Origin of the sequence: Azonexus sp. IMCC34842 (assembly GCF_050368855.1) — a bacterium.
In the GTDB taxonomy this organism is placed as follows: Bacteria; Pseudomonadota; Gammaproteobacteria; order Burkholderiales; family Rhodocyclaceae; genus Azonexus; species Azonexus denitrificans_A.
The window spans coordinates 3,674,905-3,695,750 of record NZ_CP178449.1 but is presented as its reverse complement, the minus strand read 5'-3'; the positions used below and the strand labels follow the sequence as shown (position 1 = coordinate 3,695,750).

The following is a 20,846-nucleotide window of genomic DNA, read 5'->3' as shown; positions in this document are numbered from 1 at the left end:
CAGCAAAGAGCGGGATGGTAGCACACGATGGATGACAAGGAATTCAACGGTTTGGCCGATGCAGTACTGGCCCGGATCGAGGCTGCACTAGAGGCCAGTGGGGCCGATATCGATTTCGAATTGGCCGCCGGCGGCGTGCTGGAAATCGAGTTCGAGGATGGCGGCAAGATCATCGTCAATCGACACGGCGTGGCGCGTGAAATATGGGTTGCCGCACGGGCCGGCGGCTTCCATTTTCGCTGGGATGGTAGCGCCTGGATTGATACCCGGGATGGCGCCGAGTTGATGGGCAAGCTGTCAGCCCTCGCCAGCCAGCAAGCCGGCGAGAACATTATGCTGAGCTGATCAGTCGCTCGGTGGCGCGCTCAAGTCGGGTACCGGCTCCGGGGCGGTTGCTGCGTCTTCTGGCGGATGCCCCTTGCTGGCATTCTCGGCATAAATATAGCTGTGATCCCGGCCTTCTCCCGAGCTGATCAGGCCATCCGGCATTTCCGGGAGCTGAATTGGCACATCCTTGAGAGCGCGGCTCATATAACCGATCCAGATCGGCAATGCCGCCGCGCCGCCGGTTTCCCGGTCGCCCAGCTTTTTGGGCTGGTCGAAGCCAAGCCAGGCACAGCCGGCGACAGTCATCTGATAACCGCAGAACCAGGCATCGACATACTCGTTGGTCGTCCCGGTCTTGCCCGCCAGATCCTGACGTTTCAGGGTTGCCGAGGCTTTTGCCGCAGTGCCATAGATGGCGACATCGCGCAGCATGGCATCCATCATGAAAGCATTGCGCGGGTCGATAGCGCGGATCGATTCCTCTCCTGCTTCGACGCCGGCCGAATGAGCCAGGACCTGGTTCCGTTCGTCACGGATCTCGCGCACGATGTAAGGATTGATCTTGAAACCGCCATTGGCGAATACCGAATAGGCCGTCACCATCTGCCACGGAGTCACTGAACCCGCCCCAAGCGCCATCGTCAGGTAGGGTGGGTGCTTGTCGGCATCGAAACCGAAGCGGCTGGCGTAATCCTGTGCGTATTGCGTGCCGATCGATTGCAGAATGCGGATCGACACCATGTTCTTGGATTTGGCCAGCGCAGTCCGCATTTTCATCGGACCTTCATACTTGCCGTCGTAGTTGTGCGGCTGCCAGGCTTGGGCACCCGTCTGGCTTGCCGGAATGACAATCGGCTCGTCGGCGATCACGCTGTTCGGGCTGTAGCCTTTTTCCAGCGAAGCCGAGTAAATGAAGGGCTTGAAGCTTGATCCGGGCTGCCGCCAGGCTTGCGTAACGTGGTTGAATTTGTTGCGATTGAAATCGAAACCGCCGATCAGCGCGCGAATCGCCCCATCCTTCGGCGTCACCGCGACGAAGGCCGATTCAACCTCCGGTAGCTGGCTGATCTGCCAGTCACCTTTCTCGTTCTTCTGTAGGCGGATGATTGCGCCCCGCCGCAGTCGTTTGTTCTGCGGCGCCTTGTCGTCGAGCATCTTGACGGCGAATTTCATCGCCTCGCCATTGAGCTGGACAAGTTCGCCGCCCTTGCGATAAGCGCGGATCTGCTTGGCATCGGCCGCCAGAACCAGGGCGGGGATCAGGTCGCCAGCTTCGGCAATCTCCTGCAGCGCTTCATCAATCGCCTCATCCTGATCGGATTTGAAATCCTTCATATCGAGATAGGACTCGGCGCCGCGATAGCCATGGCGCCGGTCGTAATCCATCACGCCTCGGCGCAGGCTGTTATAGGCGGCTTCCTGTTCGGACTTGATCAGTGTCGTGTAGACCTTCATGCCGCGCGAGTAAACGTCGTCAGGAAAGCGTTCAGCGGTGATCTGGCGAGCCATTTCAGCAGCAAATTCTGCATGGACGGAATATTCGGCGAGTTCGCGCTTGACCACGAGGGGCTCCTTGAGCGCCGCTTCGTGCTGGGTTTCGTTGATTTTCCCCAGTTCGTGCATCCGGCGCAGTACGTATTGCTGGCGGAGCCTTGCCCGTTTTGGATTGACGATCGGATTGTAAGCCGACGGTGCCTTGGGTAACCCTGCCAGCATGGCAGCTTCGGCGATGGAAATGTCCTTCAGCGGCTTGCCAAAATAGATCTGGGAGGCAGCGGCAAAGCCGTAGGCTCGCTGGCCAAGGAAAATCTGGTTGATGTATAGCTCAAAGATTTGATCCTTGGACAGATTGCTTTCAATCTTGAAGGAAAGAAGCGCTTCGTAGAGCTTTCGGGTGTAGGTCTTCTCGCCGGTCAGAAAGAAATTGCGGGCAACTTGCTGGGTAATCGTTGATGCTCCCTGCCTTTTGCCGCCACCGAGTACATTGGCGCCGGCGGCGCGCAGTATGCCAACGTAATCAATGCCGCCGTGCTGATAGAAACGGTCGTCCTCTGCCGCCAGGATGGCTTGTTTCATGATCTCAGGAACCTCCTGGATCGTCACAACGGCTCGCCGTTCTTCACCAAATTCACCGATCAGGTAGCCGTCGGCGGTATAGACCCGTAAAGGTATCTTCGGCCGGTAATCGGTCAGCACCTCAAGAGAGGGAAGATTGGGGTAGGTCAGGACCAGGACAATCAGAATGATTGCCACGATGATGGAGGCGGTACCCAGCAGAACAATCAGCGGGTAAAGAACGATACGGAGTGCCAAAGGAAGGGTGGGCAAGGTGGTCAAGGATACAAATTGGAATTGCGCGGATTATACGCTGCGTCAATTCTTGGCCGTGAAAGTGCTTTACATGCCTATAGGTTGTTGCTAGCATCTGAAGTGAATTATTGGTTGTTTTGCTAACTTCGTATTCCGTAAGGACTTTTTGGGGGTCTGGTGGGCTTCGATATCTCCGCGTTATTAAATCCTAAGGCGCGTTCCTTGCTCGGTTTGGACATTAGTTCCTCCGCAGTCAAGATGGTCGAATTGACCGCCAACGGAAAAGATGGCTACCGCGTCGAACGCTACACCATAGAGGTGTTGCCCAAAGATGCGGTATCCGATGGCAATATTGCCAATCTGGAAGGGGTCGTTGACTGTGTCCGGCGTGCTTGGAAACGTCTCGGCACCTCGACCCGTCACGTCGCCATGGCGCTGCCTGGTTCGGCAGTGATTACCAAGAAAATTATTGTGCCGGCAGGTCTGCGCGACGATGAGCTCGAAGCTCAGGTCGAGTCGGAGGCCAATCAGTACATTCCTTTTTCCATCGATGAAGTGAATCTGGACTTCCAGGTAATTGGTCCGGCGCCTTCGGTGCCCGACGAGTTGGAGGTTCTGATAGCCGCTTCAAAGAAGGAGCGGGTTGAAGATCGTGTGGCGGTGGCGGATGCTGCTGGCCTTAAGGCTGTCGTCATCGACGTTGAGTCGCTGGCGTCGTTGTCTGCTTTTGAGCTGGTCGAGCGGCAACTGCCCGAATCCGGGAAAAATCAGGTAGTAGCGCTGATCGATGCTGGTGCCAACGTCATGAACCTGACAGTTTTGCGCAATGGGCAGCAGGTTTATGCACGCGAGCAAGCATTTGGCGGTGGCCAACTGACGCAAGACATTTCCCGGCACTATGGGATGAGTTACGAGGATGCCGAGGCGGCAAAGCGAGCCGGAAATCTGCCTGAAGGCTACGAGGCCGAGTTGCTTAATCCGTTTATGGAAAATCTGGCACTCGAAGTATCGCGGGCGCTGCAATTCTTCTTCACCTCGACGCAATACAATCAAGTCGATCACATCGTATTGGCGGGTGGGTGTGCCGTGATTCCCGGTATCGATGAGGTCGTTGCGACGCGAACGCAGGTTAATACACTGGTTGCCAACCCGTTTGCCAACATGGTTCTTTCCGACCGTGTTCGGGCCAAGAGTCTGTTGGCAGATTCGTCATCGCTGATGGTGGCTTGTGGCCTAGCTCTGCGGAGGTTTGATCCCTCATGATTCGTATCAACCTCCTTCCGCATCGCGAAGAGGCGAAAAAGGCTCGGCGTGAGCAGTTTTTTGTGTTGGGTGGCCTTGTTGCGGTCCTTTCGGCGCTGATTGTTTTCGCCGTCTACACGCTGATCGATAATTCGATTGGAAACCAGATCAGCAACAATGATTTTCTCAAGAAGGAAATTGCTGTTCTTGACAAGCAGCTTGATCAAATCAAGCGCCTCAAGGAGCAAACCCAAGCCTTGCTGTCACGTAAGCAGGTAATTGAAAATCTGCAGCGTGATCGCGGTGAAACCGTTTATTTGCTGAGTGAACTTGTAAAGCAGGTTCCCGAGGGGATTTATTTGAAAACCCTCAAGCAGGATGGCTTGAATGTGAATATATCCGGTTTCGCCCAATCCAATGCGCGGGTGTCGGCATTGATGCGCAATCTGGAAGCTTCTCCGTGGCTCGAAAATCCCCGCTTGATCGAGACCAAGGCCGGAGTGCTGGGGGGACGGCGAATCAACGAGTTCGGCATGACTTTTGTTCTGACTCGAGTCAAGCCTGAAGATGTAAAGGGGAAGAAATGAGCGCTAAATCCATTTCATTGCCCAAAATTAATTTCCAGGACATTCTGGATGATTTTAGATACCTGAATCCGAACGATCCAGGTGCTTGGCCATTAATTCCAAAGATCACAGTGTTGCTTGGCTTGTTTTTGGCGATTCTGGTCGCCGGGTGGTGGTTTGTCTGGAGCGATCAGCTGACAGAACTTGAAACCAAGCAGCGCGAAGAGGAAACCCTGAGGCAACAGTATCTCGACAAAAAGCGTCAGGCCGTCAATCTCGATCTTTATACGCAACAACTAGCGGAAATTGACCGTTCGTTTGGCGCTTTGCTCAAGCAGCTACCTAACAAGTCGGAAATTGAAGCGTTGCTTATCGAGGTGAATCAGGCTGGCTTGGGGCGCGGTCTGCAATTTGAGTTGTTCCGGCCAGGCCAGGAGCAGATCAAGGATTTTTATGCAGAATTGCCGATTGCCGTAAAAATCAATGGCAGCTATCACGATTTTGGCGCGTTCGCGGCTGATATCGCAAAACTGCCGCGGATCGTGACCTTGAATAATATTTCAATCACCCCGGTCAAGGAAGGCGGTATTTTGTCCTTGGATGCTACGACCAAGACCTTCCGCTATCTGGATGAAGAAGAAATCGCCAAACAGAAGAAGCCAGCACAAGGAGCGAAGAAGTGAAGCGGATAATGCTTGTCGCCTTGTGTGGTGCCCTCGGAGCTTGTTCCGGAGGGGACCATGAAGACTTGAAGCAATGGATGGTTGAGAGCACGAAAGATATGCGAGGAAGTGTTCCCAAGGTGCCTGAAGTCTTGCCCTACCAGCCAGTTCCTTATGAGGTGGAGGGGGTCTTGGACCCGTTCAAGCCGAACAAGATAGAGCCAGAGTCGAAGTACAAGCAGGCTGCAGGGAAGGGGGGCGCCTTCCAGCCTGATTTCGAGGCTCGTGAAATGCGTAACAGCCTACTTGAGAAGTATCCGATTGAGTCGCTCAAAATGATTGGTTATCTGAATATCAACAATCGTCCGATGGCGGCCATTCAGGTTGACGATAAAGTCAAGCAAGTTAAGGTTGGCGATTACATCGGTCTGGATTTTGGGATGGTGACGCAAATTACCGATAAGGAAGTTGAGTTGCGCGAATTAATACAGGATTCTGCCGGTGACTGGAGCGAGCGCAAGAGTTCGCTCTACCTGCAGAGCAAGGAGGGAAGCAAGAAATGAAACTATTAAACTACACGCTGCTTGCGGCCTCGGCTTGCCTCGCCTTGATTTCGCCTGTTCGCGCCCAGAGCGTTCCGGTCAACGCCATTGAGGCGATCAATGTGGCCAAGCAAGGCAATGAAATCGCGGTGAAGATTGATCTAAAGGAAGCCTTATCTGTCCCGCCTGCAGGCTTTAGCGTTGCCAATCCGGCGAAGATCGCGCTTGATTTTCCGTCAACGGCGAACAGTCTCGGAAAAAATAGTCAGGTACTGAATGAGGGTGATTTGCGCAGTATGAACATTGTTCAGGCTGGCGAAAGGACTCGTCTTGTACTGAATCTGGTGCGTCACATGAATTACACGACGCGCCTCGATGGTAAGTCACTTTACGTCACGCTTTCTCCGATTGCTCGGATTGGCGATGCTGCTGCGCAGCAAGTGACTCGATTCGCCGAAGAAAGTGCGGTCGGGAGTCGGCATGCCTTGCGCGATGTCCTGTTTCGCCGGGGGAAAGACGGCGAAGGTCGTATCGTTGTTGATCTCAGTGATGCAGGTACGGGGATAGATATCCGGCAGCAAGGGTCTGCGCTGATTGTTGATTTCATCAAAACATCTGTTCCGGAGCACCTCCGTCGCAAACTGGATGTCACTGATTTCGCCACCCCGGTGAGCACCGTCGAGACGAAGTCACTGGGTGAAAATGCGCGTATGACGATTTCGCCCAAGGGGCAGTGGGAGCACAATGCCTATCAGAGCGACAATCAGTTTATCGTTGAGGTAAAGCGGATTGTCGAAGATCCGAACAAACTGGTTCAGGGATCGAAAGTTGGTTATCAGGGGCCGCGTGTCAGCATCAATTACCAAAATGGTGATGTTCGGGCGTTGCTCCGCTTAATGGCCGAAGAGTTGGGTTTGAATGCGGTGATCAGCGAAACCGTGACGGGAACAACCACTCTGGTCCTCAAGGATGTGCCGGCTGATCAGGTCATTGATATTATCTTCCAGCAAAAGGGCCTTGATATGCGCAAGAAGGGCAATATCATTATGATTGCCCCGCGTGATGAAATATCGACCCGAGAAAAGCTCGAATTCGAATCGAAACAACAGATCAGTGATCTTGAGCCGATTAAACTAGAGCAGTTCGTCCTGAATTATCAGAAAGCAAGCGATGTCGCTCGCCTTCTTGCTGGTCTGGCTCCAACAGGAGGGGCTGTTGGTGCAAATGTAGCAGCGCAGCGTATTTTAAGTAAGCGCGGAAGTGCTGTAGCAGACCCGCAATCGAATATTCTATTCGTAAATGATATTCCATCGAAGTTGGAAGAAATTCGCTCTTTCATTAATGCAATTGATATTGGCGCCCGGCAAGTATTGATTGAGGCGCGGGTTGTTGAGGCTAACGATAGTTTTAATCGCGACTTGGGCGTGAAGCTTAATTTTCTCAATCAGGTTCGTACCAATATAGGCGGCAGCGGCTTAGGAATGACCGGTGGGTCGGTTTCTCCAGGTACCTTTACGTCAAGCTCATCCAATGGTGTCGTTACCTCATCCTCCACTCCGGCTACGCAGACAACTCCACAGACGATAGGTGTCAACCTTCCATCCTTTACTTCTACCGGTGGAACCTTGGCGCTCTCCTTGTTCAACTCTTCGCTTACTCGCATTTTGAATATGGAGTTGGCGGCATTGGAGTCGGATGGCGTTGGGAAAATTATTTCCAGTCCGCGGGTGATTACTGCCAATAACATCAAAGCCAAGATTGAGGATGGTACGGAAATTCCCTACGTCACCACCTCAAGTAGCGGCGGAACGACCACGCAGACTGTTAGTTTCAAGGCGGCCAAGTTATCTCTTGAAGTGACGCCACAGATCACGCCGGAAGGAACGGTGCGAATGGCCTTGATCGTGAAGAAGGAGGAGCCGGACTGGACGAGGGCTATTCTGGGTAATCCGCCACTGAAGAGCTCGATTGTGGAAACCAATGTTGTTGTTGACAATGGTGGAACTGTGGTTATCGGCGGAGTGTTTATAACCAATACTCAAGCATCGACGGAGAAAGTGCCGCTGCTGGGCGACATTCCTTTCTTTGGTTGGCTCTTCAAGTACAAGAACGATATTGGAGAGCGTCGCGAGTTGCTGGTTTTTATAACGCCACGAATTCTCTCCGAGAAGATGCGTCTGGATTGATCGGTAAGCGATTTGTCATCAAGGGCCGGCTTAGCCGGCCTTTGTTTTTTGCGCCTAGGCTAGAGTCGGATAGAATCCGGTCGTGGAAAATCGTCGAAATATCTATCTCGTTGGCCTGATGGGGGCCGGTAAAACAACCGTAGGGCGGCAACTGGCGAAACGTTTGGGACGCGCCTTTTACGACTCCGATCACGAAATCGTCGAGCGAACGGGGGTTCCCATTCCGACTATTTTCGAAATTGAGGGTGAAGACGGGTTCCGACGTCGGGAGGCCCAAACAATCGCAGAGTTGTCAAATGCACAAGATATTGTTCTGGCGACTGGTGGCGGTGTTGTGCTCAATCAGGAAAATCGTCGGCGTCTGCACGATACGGGCTGGGTGGTTTATCTAAATGTGCCACCAAGGCTGTTGTACGAACGTACCCGCCACGACAGGAATCGACCGCTGCTGAATGTCCCGGACCCACTGGCCAGGTTGGAAGAGCTTTATGCTGTGCGCGACCCGCTTTATCGAGATGTCGCCCATTTCGTTGTTGAGGGTTCTCATCTCGTCGCGTCGGGCATCGTGCAGCATTTGTTGCGGGAATTTAATCGGCTGGGTAAATCATGAATCAGACATTGAATGTGGCGCTGGGTGAGCGCTCCTATCCGATCCATATCGGCTGCGGTGTTCTGACTGACGCCGAATTGGTGCTTCCGCATTTGAAGCAGAAAAATGCGGTGGTGGTGACCAATATGACTGTCGCGCCTCTTTACCTTGACGCCCTGCGATCAACCCTGGAAAAGGGTGGCGTTTCAGTCTTGCCGGTTATTCTTCCGGATGGAGAGCGCTACAAGACTTGGGAAACCTTGAATCTGATCTTTGACGCCTTGCTCGGGGCGCATTGCGAGCGCAATACCACGCTGATCGCTCTCGGTGGCGGCGTGATCGGTGATATGGGGGGCTTTGCCGCGGCCTGTTACCAGCGGGGCATGCCATTCATCCAGGTGCCCACCACCTTACTGTCGCTGGTCGATTCCTCTGTAGGTGGCAAAACTGCAATCAACCACCCTTTGGGGAAAAACATGATCGGCGCCTTCTACCAGCCCAAGCTGGTGCTGGCCGATTTGTCTACTCTTGATACCTTGCCCGACCGGGAGTTGCAGGCAGGCCTGGCCGAAGTCATCAAGTATGGTTTGATTCGTGATCCGGACTTCTTCATCTGGCTGGAGTCGAATATCGACAAATTGCTGGCCCGTGACAAGACGGCCCTCGCCTATGCTGTGCATCGCTCTTGCTCGAACAAGGCTGAGGTGGTGGCCGCTGATGAGCGCGAGAGCGGCGAGCGCGCGCTGCTGAATCTTGGTCATACCTTCGGTCATGCCATTGAAACAGGCATGGGCTATGGGGTGTGGCTGCATGGCGAAGCAGTAGCGGCCGGCACACTAATTGCGGCAGAACTGTCGTTTCGCCTTGGCTGGCTGTCAGCCGAGACGGTTCAAAGAATCGAAAAATTGTTCATTCAGGCAGGCTTGCCTGTGCAAGGACCGGCCTTGGGTGCGGCACGTTATCTTGAGTTGATGAGCCACGACAAGAAGGTTCAGGATGGCAAGTTACGTCTCGTGCTACTGAAAGAAATAGGCAAGGCGGTAATGTCCGATGAGGCTGGCAAGGAGTTGATCCGTGCGGCGATCGAAGCCCGATGCACGTGAGCGGGGACCGCTTGAATGCGATTGGGCCATATTGGTGCATTGCAGCATCTTGAATTGACAGGGTTTTACCAGTATATTTGATGGTTGCCTCAAAATTTCGTACAGGCCGACGCATAAATTATGATGTTCGGCTTTTTTTATCTTTGGTCCATGTGGTCTGGCCAAGTTATTTGAAGGAATGCGTGTGATGGAACCGGCAGTACCTGATCGGCAGGGTTTGTACGACCCAGCCAACGAGCACGACGCTTGCGGCGTGGGTTTTGTTGCCCATTTCAAGGGGCTGAAGAGTCATAGCATCGTCGAGCAAGGTTTGTTGATCCTGAAAAACCTTGATCACCGGGGCGCCGTTGGTGCCGACCCGTTGCAGGGTGACGGTGCCGGCATTCTCATTCAGATTCCCGACCAGTTCTATCGGGAAGAAATGGCCAAGAAAGACATCGAGTTGCCGCCGCTTGGCGAATATGGTGTTGGCATGGTCTTTTTGCCGCAGGAGGCTGCGTCGCGCCACGCCTGCGTCGAGGAGATCGAACGCTCGGTAAAGGCTGAAGGCCAGGTTGTTCTCGGCTGGCGCGAAGTCCCGGTCAATCGTGACATGCCGATGTCGCCGACGGTGCGCGCCAAGGAACCGGTGATCCGTCAGATTTTCGTCGGCCGCGGTCCTGATGTATTTGTCACCGATGCCCTTGAGCGCAAGCTTTACATCATCCGCCGCCGTGCCGCGAATGCGATCAAGTCGCTCAAATTGAAGCACGGCAAGGAATTCTACGTACCGTCCTTCTCGGCTCGTACCGTCAATTACAAGGGCCTGCTGCTGGCCGATCAGGTTGGTGTCTACTACCTCGACCTGCAGGACAAGCGCACCGTTTCCGCCCTGGCCATGGTGCACCAGCGCTTTTCGACCAATACCTTCCCGACCTGGGATCTGGCCCACCCGTTCCGCTACATCGCCCATAACGGCGAAATCAACACGGTGCGCGGCAACGTCAACTGGTTCAAGGCGCGCGAGCAGGCAATTTCCTCCCCGATTCTTGGCGATGACCTGAAGAAGGTCTGGCCGCTGCATTATCCGGGGCAGTCCGATTCGGCCTCCTTCGATAACGCACTCGAACTGCTGGTCATGGGTGGCTATTCGCTGGCCCAGGCGATGATGCTGATGATTCCTGAAGCCTGGGAAAAGCACACGCAGATGGACGAAAATCGTCGGGCGTTCTACGAATACCATGCAGCGATGATGGAGCCGTGGGATGGCCCCGCCGCCGTCGCGTTCACCGATGGTCGCCAGATCGGCGCGACGCTCGACCGTAACGGTCTGCGGCCGGCCCGCTATCTGGTTACCGACGATGACCTCGTCGTCATGGCTTCCGAATCCGGTGTGCTGCCGATTCCGGAAAAGAAGATCGTCAAGAAGTGGCGCCTGCAACCGGGCAAGATGTTCCTGATCGACATGGAACAAGGCCGCATCATCGACGACAAGGAACTCAAGGACTCGCTGGCCAAGGCCAAGCCCTATCGCGAGTGGATCGAAAAGATCCGCATCAAGCTCGACCAGGTCCCGGCGGCCGACGAAAAGTGTGCCGTGCCGTCCGCTTCGCTGCTCGATCGTCAGCAGGCCTTCGGTTACACCCAGGAAGACATCAAGGTCATCCTCGAGCCGATGGTACAGAACGGCGAAGAAGCGACCGGTTCGATGGGTACCGATTCCGCGCTGCCGGTGCTGTCGAGCAAGAACAAGACCCTCTACACCTACTTCAAGCAGCTGTTTGCCCAGGTTACCAATCCGCCGATCGATCCGATCCGTGAAGAACTGGTCATGTCGCTGGTCTCGTTCGTCGGTCCGAAGCCCAATCTGCTGAATACCACGGACATCAACCCGCCGATCCGCCTGGAAGTGTCGCAGCCGGTCCTGAACTGCACCGACATGGAGAAGCTGCGCCATATCGGGAAATACACCTCGAGCAAGTTCCGCTCTTTCGAGCTGGATATCTGCTACCCGGTCGCCTGGGGCAAGGCCGGTGTCGAAGCCCGTCTCGCCTCGCTGGCGGCGGATGCCGAAGATGCCGTGCGCTCCGGCGCCAACGTCCTGATCGTCTCCGACCGCAAGGTCGATGCCGATCACGTGGCGATCCCGGCGCTGCTGGCGACCTCGGCCATCCACCAGCATCTGGTCAAGAAGGGCTTGCGCACCAGCGCCGGTCTGGTCGTCGAGACCGGCTCGGCGCGCGAAACGCACCACTTCGCGCTGCTCGGTGGTTACGGCGCCGAAGCGATTCACCCCTACCTGGCTCTGGAAACGATCGAGGGCTTTGCCAAGGGCGATGCCGAAAAAGCCGACAAATACGTCAAGAATTACGTCAAGGCGATCGGCAAGGGGCTGAACAAAGTCATGTCCAAGATGGGCATCTCGACCTACATGTCCTACACCGGCGCGCAGATTTTCGAGGCGATCGGCCTGCAGAAGGACTTCATCGAGAAGTACTTCACCGGCACGCCGTCCAACGTCGAAGGCATTGGTGTCTTCGAAGTGGCCGAGGAAGCCATTCGTTTGCATACGGAAGCCTTCTCGGCTGATCCGGTGCTGACCAGCATGCTCGATGCCGGTGGTGAGTACGCTTACCGCACGCGTGGCGAAGAGCATATGTGGACGCCCGATTCGATCGCCAAACTGCAGCATGCGACGCGCTCCGGCAAGTACGAGACGTACAAGGAATACGCCAAGCTGATCAACGATCAGACCAAGCGTCACCTGACCCTGCGCGGCCTGTTCGAATTCAAGCCGCAAGGCACTCCGGTGCCGCTGGATGAAGTCGAGTCGGCCAAGGAAATCGTCAAGCGCTTTGCGACCGGCGCCATGTCGCTCGGCTCCATCTCGACCGAAGCCCACACCACGCTTGCCCTGGCGATGAACCGCATCGGCGGCAAGTCGAACACCGGTGAAGGTGGCGAGGACGCCAAGCGCTTCCTGCCGGTCAAGGCCGGTACCATGCTCTCCGAAATCATCGGTGCCGGCCGTATCGAGCGCGACATCGAGATGAAGGAAGGCGATTCGCTGCGTTCCGCGATCAAGCAGGTCGCTTCCGGTCGTTTCGGCGTCACCGCCGAATATCTGGTCAATGCCGACCAGATCCAGATCAAGATGGCGCAAGGCGCCAAGCCGGGTGAAGGCGGTCAGTTGCCGGGTCACAAGGTGTCTGAGTACATCGGCTTCCTGCGTCACTCGGTGCCGGGCGTCGGCCTGATTTCGCCGCCGCCGCACCACGACATCTATTCGATCGAAGACCTGGCACAACTGATTCACGATCTGAAGAACGCCAATTCGCGCGCTTCGATCTCGGTCAAGCTGGTGTCCGAAGTTGGCGTTGGCACGGTGGCTGCAGGTGTTTCCAAGGCCAAGGCCGATCATCTCGTGATCGCCGGTTTTGACGGCGGTACGGGTGCTTCGCCGCAGTCGTCGATCAAGCATGCCGGTACGCCGTGGGAACTCGGCTTGTCCGAAACCCAGCAGACCCTGGTCCTGAACCGTCTGCGTTCGCGTATCCGCGTCCAGGTCGATGGCCAGATCAAGACCGGTCGCGACGTCGTCATCGGTGCTTTGCTCGGGGCCGACGAATTCGGTTTCGCTACCGCACCGCTGGTCGTCGAGGGCTGCATCATGATGCGCAAGTGTCACCTCAACACCTGTCCGGTCGGCGTTGCCACCCAGGACCCGGAACTGCGCAAGCGCTTTACCGGCCAGCCGGAGCATGTCGTCAATTACTTCTTCTTCGTTGCCGAAGAAGTCCGCGAAATCATGGCTCAGCTGGGCATTCGCAAGTTTGACGACTTGGTCGGCCGGGCTGACCTGCTCGACACCCGTCCGGGTATCGAACACTGGAAGGCCAAGGGTCTCGATTTCTCGCGCATTTTCTACCTGCCGAACGTGCCGGCCAGCGAACCGCGTCGCCAGACCGAAACGCAGGATCACGGTCTGGCCAAGGCGCTCGATCACAAGCTGATCGAGCAGGCCAAGCCGGCCCTGGAAAAGGGTCAAAAGGTGCAGATCGAAACCTCGATCATCAACGTCAACCGCACCTGCGGCACCATGCTGTCGGGTGAAGTGGCCCGCCGTTATGGCAACGCCGGGTTGCCGGACGACACCATCCACGTCAAGCTGACCGGAACCGCCGGCCAGGCCTTCGGTGCTTTCCTGGCCAAGGGCGTTACGCTCGAACTGAGTGGCGAAGGCAACGACTATGTCGGCAAGGGCCTGTCGGGCGGCCGCCTGATCATCAAGCCGAGCCCCGACTTCCGTGGCAACACGCAGGACAACATCATCGTCGGCAACACCGTCATGTACGGTGCGACCGATGGCGAGGCTTTCCTGGCCGGCGTTGGTGGCGAGCGTTTTGCCGTCCGTAACTCCGGTGGCACGGCGGTCGTCGAAGGCGTCGGTGACCATGGCTGCGAATACATGACCGGCGGTACCGTGGTCGTGCTCGGCATGACCGGGCGTAACTTCGCGGCCGGCATGTCGGGCGGCATCGCCTACGTGCTGGACGAGGATGGCAGCTTCAAGCATCGCGCCAATCTGGCTCAGGTCGCGCTTGAGAAGGTTCTGCCGGCGAGCCGCCAGGCTGCCGGCGAGCCTCTGCACCTGGGCATCGCCGACGAAGAGCAACTCAAGGAACTGGTCACCCGGCATGCCGAGTACACCGGCAGCACGACTGCCAAGGCTATCCTGGCCGACTGGGATGCCTACCGCGAGAAGTTCGTCAAAGTTTATCCGCATGAGTACAAGCGGGCGCTCACCGAGCTGGCCGCTGCACAGAAGGAGGCCGCATAATGGGCAAGCCGACTGGCTTTATGGAATTCGACCGTCTCTCCGAGGCTTACGATCCGGTTGAACAGCGCCTGAAGCACTACAAGGAATTCGTTCATACCCTGAACGACGAGGATGCCAAGACCCAGGGCGCACGCTGCATGGACTGCGGCATTCCGTTCTGCAACAATGGTTGTCCGGTGAACAACATCATTCCCGACTGGAATGATCTGGTTTATCGCGGCAACTGGAAGCAGGCCCTGGAAGTGCTGCATTCCACCAACAATTTCCCGGACTTCACCGGCCGCATCTGCCCGGCGCCCTGCGAAGCCGCTTGTACGCTGGGCATCAATGCCGCGCCGGTCGGCATCAAGTCGATCGAGCATTTCATCATCGACAAGGGCTGGGAAATGGGTTGGGTCGTGCCGCAACCGCCGAAGGCCAAGACCGGCAAGAAGATTGCCGTGGTCGGTTCCGGCCCGGCCGGCCTGGCTGCGGCCCAGCAACTGGCGCGGGTCGGTCATGCCGTGACGGTATTCGAGAAGAGCGACCGCATCGGTGGTCTGCTTGGTTACGGCATTCCCGACTTCAAGCTGGAAAAAACGGTGATCGATCGCCGTGTTGCCCAGATGGAAGCCGAAGGCGTCAGCTTCAAGACCAAGGTCGTCGTCGGCAGCAAGGATCTGCCGGCCGGCATCAACAATGACGCCGTCGAGTTCGTTTCGGCCGAGCAACTGAAAAAAGACTTCGATGCGGTGATCGTCGCGGCCGGCTCGGAAGTGCCGCGCGACCTGCCGGTTCCCGGCCGCGAACTGAAGGGCACCTATGCCGCGCTGGAATTCCTGATTCCGCAGAACAAGGAAGTCCAGGCTGGCAAGACCAACCCGATCAATGCCAAGGGCAGGCACGTGATCGTCATCGGTGGTGGCGATACCGGCTCCGACTGTGTCGGTACTTCGAACCGTCAGGGCGCTGCCTCGGTGACCCAGTTCGAACTGATGCCGATGCCGCCGGAAGAGGAAAACAAGGCGCTGACCTGGCCGTACTGGCCGTACAAGCTGCGCACTTCCTCGTCGCACGACGAAGGCTGCAGCCGCGATTTCGCGGTGGCGACCAAGGCGTTGATCGATGATGGCAAAGGCAACGTCAAGGCGCTGAAGGCGGTGCGTGTCGAATGGAAGGACGGAAAAATGAGCGAAGTTGCCGGTTCGGAATTCGAACTGCCGGCCGATCTCGTTTTCCTCGCCATGGGGTTCACCAATCCGGTCGGCAGCCTGCTCGAAGCCTTCGGCATCGAGAAGGACAACCGCGGCAATGCCAAGGCCACGACCGACGGCGACGGCTGCTATGCCACCAATGTCGGCAAGGTCTTCGCCGCCGGTGACGTTCGGCGTGGTCAATCGCTGGTCGTCTGGGCGATCCGCGAGGGTCGGCAGTGTGCCCGCGAGGTCGATAACTTCCTGATGGGTAGCACGACGCTGCCGCGCTAAAAACGCAGCATCCCCAAAAAAAGCCCCGCCGGTCACCATGCCGGCGGGGCTTTTTGTTTGGCCTCGCGGTTGTCGGCGAGCGCTTGGCGGCCGAAGGCTTGCGCGAAATTTCTCTGTGGCCAAGCGAACTTTTGCCTGCCCAGCCACACCAACGGACAGGGAGTTCTTGCCGTGGACGCCAGCCCAGGCATCAGCAGGAAAAGGCAGGAGCAGCAAGGCAGATTGGTCGCAGTACATCGAAGGAGGCAGCCATGTCGATATTCGCCCGCTACCAGCACCGCTATGAAGCCCTTCAGGAAGAAGAGCTGTCACTTCAGGGGTATCTGGATGTCTGCAAGAGCGACCGCACCGCCTATGCCAGCGTCGCCGAGCGCATGCTGCTGGCGATCGGCGAGCCGGAGCTGGTCGATACGCGCAGCGATCCGCGCCGCTCGCGGATCTTCGCCAACAAGATGCTCAAGCTGTACCCGGCCTTCCGCGAGTTTTACGGCATGGAAGAGGTGATCGAAAACATCGTTTCCTACTTCCGTCATGCCGCGCAGGGCTTGGAGGAAAAGAAGCAGATCCTCTACCTGCTTGGCCCGGTCGGCGGGGGCAAGTCTTCGCTGGCCGAACGCCTGAAGTACCTGATCGAGAAAGTACCGTTCTATGCGATCAAGGGCTCGCCGGTTCATGAGTCACCGCTTGGCCTGTTCAATATCGATGAGGATGGAGCGATCCTCGAAGAGGACTACGGCATTCCCCGCCGCTACCTCGGCACGGTGATGAGTCCATGGGCGGTCAAGCGCTTGAGCGAGTTCGGCGGCGACATCAGCCGTTTTCGGGTGGTCAAGCTGCGCCCGTCGGTGTTGTCGCAAATCGCCGTGTCGAAGACCGAACCGGGCGACGAGAACAATCAGGATATTTCGGCGCTGGTTGGCAAGATCGACATCCGCAAGCTGGAAACCTATTCGCAGAACGATCCGGACGCTTATTCCTATTCCGGCGGCCTGTGCCTGGCCAACCGCGGCGTGCTCGAATTCGTCGAGATGTTCAAGGCGCCGATCAAGGTGCTGCATCCGCTGCTGACGGCAACCCAGGAACAGAACTACAAGGGCACCGAAGGTTTCGGGGCGATTCCCTTCGACGGTATGGTCCTCGCCCACTCGAATGAGGCGGAGTGGCTGACCTTCAAGAACAACCGCAACAACGAAGCCTTCCTCGACCGTATCTACATCGTCAAGGTGCCTTACTGCCTGCGGGTGACCGACGAGATGCACATTTACGAGAAACTGCTGTTCAATTCCTCGCTCGACAAGGCGCCATGCGCCCCCGACACGCTGCGCATGATGGCCCAGTTCGCCACGCTGTCGCGGTTGAAGGAGCCGGAGAATTCGAGCATCTACAGCAAGATGCGGATTTACGACGGAGAGAATCTCAAGGATACCGATCCGAAAGCCAAGAGCTATCAGGAATACCGCGATTTTGCCGGGGTCGACGAGGGGATGAACGGGCTATCGACCCGCTTTGCCTTCAAGATTCTCTCCAAGGTCTTCAACTTCGACCATCGCGAGGTGGCGGCCAACCCGGTGCACCTGATGTACGTGCTGGAGCAGCAGATCGAGCAGGAGCAGTTTCCGCCCGAAGTCGAGGAGCGCTACCTGCGCTATCTGAAGGAGTTCCTCAGCCCGCGCTACGCCGAGTTCATCGGCAAGGAAATCCAGACGGCCTACCTGGAAAGCTACTCGGAGTACGGCCAGAACATTTTCGACCGTTACGTGACCTACGCCGATTTCTGGATCCAGGATCAGGAGTTCCGCGATCCGAACACCGGCGAAATGCTCGATCGCAGTGCCCTCAACGATGAGTTAGACAAGATTGAGAAGCCGGCCGGCATCAGCAACCCCAAGGACTTCCGCAACGAAGTGGTGAACTTCGTGCTGCGGGCCCGCGCCAAGCACGACGGCAAGAATCCGGCGTGGACCTCATACGAAAAGCTGCGCGCGGTGATCGAGAAGAAGATGTTCTCCAACACCGAAGAACTGTTGCCGGTCATTTCCTTCAACACCAAGTCGAGCGCCGACGAGCAGAAAAAGCATCAGGATTTCGTCAACCGCATGATTACCAAGGGCTACACCGAAAAGCAGGTGCGCCTGTTGTGCGAATGGTATCTGCGCGTCCGCAAGTCGTCTTGATCGATAAGCTCCGGGGCGCCTGCTCCGGAGGCCAAGGGAGCGCACATGACGGTTCGCATCGTCGATCGGCGGCAGGACAGCAGGAACAAGAGTTCCATCAACCGCAGCCGCTTCATTCGCCGCTACAAGGGACAGATCCGCAAGGCGGTGGCCGATGCCATCGCCCAGCGCGGTATTCGCGACCTGGAAAGCGGCGAGAAGATCGGCATCTCCGGCAAGGACATTTCCGAGCCGCAATTCCATCACGGCAAAGGTGGCGTCAGGCAATCGGTACATCCGGGCAATGACCGCTTTCAGAGCGGCGACGAGATGGAGCGTCCGCTGGGCGGCGCGTCGGGGCAAGGGCGCGGCCAGGCCAGCCCGGATGGCGAGGGGCTGGATGATTTCGTTTTCACGCTGAGCCGCGACGAGTTTCTCGACATCTTCTTCGAGGAGCTGGTCCTGCCCAACCTGGTCAAGCGGCAACTGGCCCGGATCGACGAATACAAGCGGGTTCGCGCCGGCTATACGCAAACCGGGGTGGCGACCAACATCAATCTGGTGCGCACCATGCGCGGTGCGGCCGGGCGGCGGGTCGCGGTCGGCGGACCTTACGCCACCCGTCTGCGCAGTCTGCAAGCCGAACTGGAGCTGGCGCTCGACGAAATACCGCCGGACGAACCGGAAATCGCCCACCTGCAACGCGAGATCGCCAGCCTGAAGCTGCGCCGCGAGGCCATCCCGTTCATCGACCCCTTCGATCTGCGCTACAGCAACCGCATACGCATTCCCCAGCCGTCGACGCAAGCCGTGATGTTCTGCCTGATGGACGTTTCCGGTTCGATGGACGAAGCCAAGAAACAGATGGCCAAGCGCTTCTTCATGCTGCTTTACCTGTTCCTCAACCGCAATTACGAGCATATCGAGGTGGTCTTCATCCGTCACCATACGGCAGCCGAGGAGGTCGATGAGGAGAACTTCTTCCACGCCCGCGAAACCGGCGGCACCATCGTCTCCAGCGCCTTGCTGTTGATGCAACGGATCATCGGCGAGCGCTATGCCAGCGATACCTGGAACATCTACGGCGCCCAGGCTTCCGATGGCGACAACTGGAACGACGATTCGCCGAAGTGCCGGGAATTGCTGGCCAACGCCATCCTGCCGCGGGTCCAGTACTTCGCCTACATCGAGATCACCGATGGCGAACCGCAGAACCTGTGGGATGAGTATGAAAAACTGACGGCTAGCCATGCCGGCGTTTTCGCCTTGCAGCACATCGCGGCGGCCAGCGACATCTATCCGGTATTCCGCGAACTGTTCAGAAAGCGGCTGGCATGACCAGGAAACGCTCCCGTCTGATTGCCGAGGGTTCGGAGTGGACGCTCGAAAACCTCGCCCTGTACGACGCCGAAATCGGCCGCGTGGCCCGCGAGTTCGGGCTCGATTGCTATCGTCACCAGCTCGAGATCATCACCGCCGAGCAGATGATGGACGCCTACGCGGCGATCGGCATGCCGGTCTATTACCACCACTGGTCCTTTGGCAAGCACTTCCTGGAAACCGAGAATCGCTACAAACGCGGCCAGATGGGGCTGGCCTACGAAATCGTCATCAATTCCGATCCCTGCATCGCCTACCTGATGGAGGAAAACACGCTGACCATGCAGGCGCTGGTGATCGCCCATGCCGGCTACGGCCACAATTCGTTTTTCAAGGGCAACCACCTGTTCAAGCAATGGACCAGTGCCGATGCGATCATCGACTATCTGGTCTTCGCCCGGCACTACATTGCCGAATGCGAGGAACGCCACGGCGTTGATGCCGTCGAGCACCTGCTCGATGCCTGCCATGCCCTCGGCAATCTCGGCGTCGACCGCTACAAGCGCTCGCCGCCGCTGTCGCTGGAAAAGGAGAAAGTCCGCCAGCGTGAGCGCGAGGCCTACCTGCAGGCGCAGGTGAACGACCTGTGGCGCACCCTGCCGCGCCACGATGCCACGGTGAGCGCCGCCGAGGAGCGGCGTTTCCCCGAGGAGCCGGAAGAGAACCTGCTTTATTTCGTCGAAAAAAACGCACCGCTTCTCGAGCCGTGGCAACGCGAGATTGTCCGTATCGTCAGGAAGATCAGCCAGTATTTCTACCCGCAGCGCCAGACCCAGGTGATGAATGAAGGCTGGGCCTGCTTCTGGCATTACACCCTGCTCAATACGCTGTACGACGAAGGCAAGCTCAACGAAGGCTTCATGCTGGAATTCCTCCAGTCGCACACCAATGTCGTTTACCAGCCGCCCTACAACAGCCCCTGGTATTCCGGCATCAACCCCTATGCGCTGGGGTTTGCCCTGTGGCGCGACATCCGCCGCATCTGCGAGACGCCGACCGACGAGGATCGCCAGTGGTTTCCGGAGATCGTCGATTCCGACTGGCGGGAGACTTTCGACTTTGCGATGCGCAATTTCAAGGACGAGAGTTTCATTGCCCAGTACCTGTCGCCCCGGCTGATGCGCGAGTTCCGCCTGTTTGCCGTGCTCGACGATGACGCCAAGGCGATGCTCAAAGTCGATGCCATCCACGATGAGCCGGGCTATCGGGCGCTGCGCCGGAATCTCGCCGAGCAATACAATCTGGGCAGTAGCGATCCCAACATCCAGGTCTGGAACGTCGATCTGCGCGGCGACCGTTCGCTGACCCTGCGCCATTTCGCCCATCAACGCCGACCGCTCTCGCCGGCCAGTCTGGTGGTGCTCGAACACCTGTCTACGCTGTGGGGTTTCAATGTCCGTCTCGAGCACCAGAATCCGGCCGGCGCATGGACCTTGCTTGCCGAACGGAAGACCGAGCGACGGAAGCACCCCGATCCCTGAAACAGCCGATTATTAGCGCT

Annotated in this window: 14 protein-coding genes; 13 read left to right on the top strand and 1 reads right to left on the bottom strand. The window is 57.2% G+C overall.

Going from position 1 to position 20,846, the window contains the following annotated elements; genetic code table 11:
- Nucleotides 1-27: 27 nt before the first annotated feature.
- Nucleotides 28-345, top strand: a complete 318-nt coding sequence (gene cyaY / locus ACLIKD_RS17490; RefSeq protein ID WP_428826027.1) for an iron donor protein CyaY — start codon at nucleotides 28-30, stop codon at nucleotides 343-345.
- Here cyaY and ACLIKD_RS17485 read toward each other — a convergent pair whose 3' ends face one another.
- Nucleotides 346-2,640: a penicillin-binding protein 1A gene (locus ACLIKD_RS17485; protein ID WP_428826026.1), complete on the bottom strand. Its 2,295-nt coding sequence runs from the start codon at nucleotides 2,638-2,640 to the stop codon at nucleotides 346-348.
- Nucleotides 2,641-2,814: 174 nt separating this feature from the next.
- Between ACLIKD_RS17485 and ACLIKD_RS17480 the strand changes: the two genes are divergently transcribed.
- From ACLIKD_RS17480 to ACLIKD_RS17425, 12 genes are all read left to right on the top strand, one after another.
- Nucleotides 2,815-3,900 (top strand): pilus assembly protein PilM, encoded by a 1,086-nt coding sequence (locus tag ACLIKD_RS17480; protein ID WP_428826025.1) that lies wholly within the window; start codon nucleotides 2,815-2,817, stop codon nucleotides 3,898-3,900.
- Nucleotides 3,897-4,466, top strand: coding sequence for a PilN domain-containing protein (locus tag ACLIKD_RS17475; RefSeq protein ID WP_428826024.1), 570 nt, complete (start codon nucleotides 3,897-3,899; stop codon nucleotides 4,464-4,466). The genes ACLIKD_RS17480 and ACLIKD_RS17475 overlap by 4 nt, the downstream gene beginning before the upstream one ends.
- Nucleotides 4,463-5,128 (top strand): type 4a pilus biogenesis protein PilO, encoded by a 666-nt coding sequence (locus tag ACLIKD_RS17470; RefSeq protein WP_428826023.1) that lies wholly within the window; start codon nucleotides 4,463-4,465, stop codon nucleotides 5,126-5,128. The genes ACLIKD_RS17475 and ACLIKD_RS17470 overlap by 4 nt, the downstream gene beginning before the upstream one ends.
- 8 nt (nucleotides 5,129-5,136) lie before the next feature.
- A complete protein-coding gene (locus ACLIKD_RS17465; protein ID WP_226418041.1) occupies nucleotides 5,137-5,670 on the top strand; it encodes a pilus assembly protein PilP in 534 nt (177 codons plus the stop codon).
- Entirely contained in the window at nucleotides 5,667-7,835 is a 2,169-nt protein-coding gene (gene pilQ, locus ACLIKD_RS17460; protein WP_428826022.1) for a type IV pilus secretin PilQ, read from the top strand. The genes ACLIKD_RS17465 and pilQ overlap by 4 nt, the downstream gene beginning before the upstream one ends.
- Before the next feature lie 82 nt (nucleotides 7,836-7,917).
- Nucleotides 7,918-8,445 carry a shikimate kinase gene (locus ACLIKD_RS17455; RefSeq protein WP_428826021.1) on the top strand — a complete coding sequence of 176 codons (528 nt, stop codon included), beginning with the start codon at nucleotides 7,918-7,920 and terminating at the stop codon, nucleotides 8,443-8,445.
- Nucleotides 8,442-9,527, top strand: coding sequence for a 3-dehydroquinate synthase (gene aroB / locus ACLIKD_RS17450; RefSeq protein ID WP_428826020.1), 1,086 nt, complete (start codon nucleotides 8,442-8,444; stop codon nucleotides 9,525-9,527). The genes ACLIKD_RS17455 and aroB overlap by 4 nt, the downstream gene beginning before the upstream one ends.
- Nucleotides 9,528-9,714: 187 nt before the next feature.
- A complete protein-coding gene (gene gltB / locus ACLIKD_RS17445; protein WP_428826019.1) occupies nucleotides 9,715-14,346 on the top strand; it encodes a glutamate synthase large subunit in 4,632 nt (1,543 codons plus the stop codon).
- Nucleotides 14,346-15,812, top strand: coding sequence for a glutamate synthase subunit beta (locus ACLIKD_RS17440; protein WP_428826018.1), 1,467 nt, complete (start codon nucleotides 14,346-14,348; stop codon nucleotides 15,810-15,812). Before gltB ends, ACLIKD_RS17440 begins: the two co-directional genes overlap by 1 nt.
- Nucleotides 15,813-16,063: 251 nt before the next feature.
- On the top strand, nucleotides 16,064-17,986 hold the full coding sequence (locus ACLIKD_RS17435) for a PrkA family serine protein kinase (RefSeq protein ID WP_226418047.1): 1,923 nt from the start codon (nucleotides 16,064-16,066) through the stop codon (nucleotides 17,984-17,986).
- A 45-nt stretch (nucleotides 17,987-18,031) separates the two neighbouring features.
- Entirely contained in the window at nucleotides 18,032-19,303 is a 1,272-nt protein-coding gene (locus ACLIKD_RS17430) for a YeaH/YhbH family protein (protein ID WP_428826017.1), read from the top strand.
- Nucleotides 19,300-20,826: a SpoVR family protein gene (locus ACLIKD_RS17425; RefSeq protein ID WP_428826016.1), complete on the top strand. Its 1,527-nt coding sequence runs from the start codon at nucleotides 19,300-19,302 to the stop codon at nucleotides 20,824-20,826. The genes ACLIKD_RS17430 and ACLIKD_RS17425 overlap by 4 nt, the downstream gene beginning before the upstream one ends.
- The last annotated feature ends 20 nt before the right edge of the window (nucleotides 20,827-20,846 follow it).

Coding starts and splice junctions, on each gene's coding strand:
- ACLIKD_RS17470 (WP_428826023.1), top strand. CDS start 4,463: ATGAGCGCTAAATCCATTTCATTGCCCAAAATTAATTTCCAGGACATT.
- ACLIKD_RS17475 (WP_428826024.1), top strand. CDS start 3,897: ATGATTCGTATCAACCTCCTTCCGCATCGCGAAGAGGCGAAAAAGGCT.
- ACLIKD_RS17440 (WP_428826018.1), top strand. CDS start 14,346: ATGGGCAAGCCGACTGGCTTTATGGAATTCGACCGTCTCTCCGAGGCT.
- gltB (WP_428826019.1), top strand. CDS start 9,715: ATGGAACCGGCAGTACCTGATCGGCAGGGTTTGTACGACCCAGCCAAC.
- ACLIKD_RS17435 (WP_226418047.1), top strand. CDS start 16,064: ATGTCGATATTCGCCCGCTACCAGCACCGCTATGAAGCCCTTCAGGAA.
- ACLIKD_RS17430 (WP_428826017.1), top strand. CDS start 18,032: ATGACGGTTCGCATCGTCGATCGGCGGCAGGACAGCAGGAACAAGAGT.
- ACLIKD_RS17465 (WP_226418041.1), top strand. CDS start 5,137: ATGCTTGTCGCCTTGTGTGGTGCCCTCGGAGCTTGTTCCGGAGGGGAC.
- ACLIKD_RS17425 (WP_428826016.1), top strand. CDS start 19,300: ATGACCAGGAAACGCTCCCGTCTGATTGCCGAGGGTTCGGAGTGGACG.
- aroB (WP_428826020.1), top strand. CDS start 8,442: ATGAATCAGACATTGAATGTGGCGCTGGGTGAGCGCTCCTATCCGATC.
- pilQ (WP_428826022.1), top strand. CDS start 5,667: ATGAAACTATTAAACTACACGCTGCTTGCGGCCTCGGCTTGCCTCGCC.
- cyaY (WP_428826027.1), top strand. CDS start 28: ATGGATGACAAGGAATTCAACGGTTTGGCCGATGCAGTACTGGCCCGG.